The organism is Streptomyces sp. S.PNR 29, assembly GCF_030386795.1.
Classification (GTDB): Bacteria; Actinomycetota; Actinomycetes; order Streptomycetales; family Streptomycetaceae; genus Streptomyces.
This window is the reverse complement of sequence record NZ_JANUQM010000040.1, coordinates 1-1520: the sequence shown is the minus strand read 5'-3', so window position 1 is coordinate 1520 and position 1520 is coordinate 1. Positions and strand designations below refer to the sequence as shown.

Annotated in this window: 1 rRNA gene; it reads right to left on the bottom strand. The window is 56.3% G+C overall.

From position 1 onward, the window contains the following. Positions 1–21: 21 nt before the first annotated feature. A 23S ribosomal RNA gene (locus NW895_RS41105) occupies positions 22–1520 on the bottom strand; the annotation flags it as partial.

Here is a 1520-nt window from a genome sequence, read left to right as displayed (position 1 = left end):
ACACAGTGGACGCGAGCCTCTATGGACAAGCCCTCGGCCTATTAGTACCGGTCAACTCCACACGTTACCGTGCTTCCATATCCGGCCTATCAACCCAGTCGTCTACTGGGAGCCTTACCCCATCAAGTGGGTGGGAGTCCTCATCTCGAAGCAGGCTTCCCGCTTAGATGCTTTCAGCGGTTATCCCTCCCGAACGTAGCCAACCAGCCATGCCCTTGGCAGAACAACTGGCACACCAGAGGTTCGTCCGTCCCGGTCCTCTCGTACTAGGGACAGCCCTTCTCAAGACTCCTACGCGCACAGCGGATAGGGACCGAACTGTCTCACGACGTTCTAAACCCAGCTCGCGTACCGCTTTAATGGGCGAACAGCCCAACCCTTGGGACCGACTCCAGCCCCAGGATGCGACGAGCCGACATCGAGGTGCCAAACCATCCCGTCGATATGGACTCTTGGGGAAGATCAGCCTGTTATCCCCGGGGTACCTTTTATCCGTTGAGCGACGGCGCTTCCACAAGCCACCGCCGGATCACTAGTCCCGACTTTCGTCCCTGCTCGACCCGTCGGTCTCACAGTCAAGCTCCCTTGTGCACTTACACTCAACACCTGATTGCCAACCAGGCTGAGGGAACCTTTGGGCGCCTCCGTTACCCTTTAGGAGGCAACCGCCCCAGTTAAACTACCCATCAGACACTGTCCCTGATCCGGATCACGGACCCAGGTTAGACATCCAGCACGACCAGACTGGTATTTCAACGACGACTCCACCCGAACTGGCGTCCAGGCTTCACAGTCTCCCAGCTATCCTACACAAGCCGAACCGAACACCAATATCAAACTGTAGTAAAGGTCCCGGGGTCTTTCCGTCCTGCTGCGCGAAACGAGCATCTTTACTCGTAGTGCAATTTCACCGGGCCTATGGTTGAGACAGTCGAGAAGTCGTTACGCCATTCGTGCAGGTCGGAACTTACCCGACAAGGAATTTCGCTACCTTAGGATGGTTATAGTTACCACCGCCGTTTACTGGCGCTTAAGTTCTCAGCTTCGCCCAGACGAATCTGAGCTAACCGGTCCCCTTAACGTTCCAGCACCGGGCAGGCGTCAGTCCGTATACATCGCCTTACGGCTTCGCACGGACCTGTGTTTTTAGTAAACAGTCGCTTCTCGCTGGTCTCTGCGGCCACCCCCAGCTCACGAAGTAAATCCGATCACCAGGAATGGCCCCCCTTCTCCCGAAGTTACGGGGGCATTTTGCCGAGTTCCTTAACCATAGTTCACCCGAACGCCTCGGTATTCTCTACCTGACCACCTGAGTCGGTTTAGGGTACGGGCCGCCATGAAACTCGCTAGAGGCTTTTCTCGACAGCATAGGATCATCCACTTCACCACAATCGGCTCGGCATCAGGTCTCAGACTATTGCCAGGCGGATTTACCTACCTGACGTCCTACACCCTTACCCCGGGACAACCACCGCCCGGGATGGACTACCTTCCTGCGTCACCCCATCACTCACCTACTA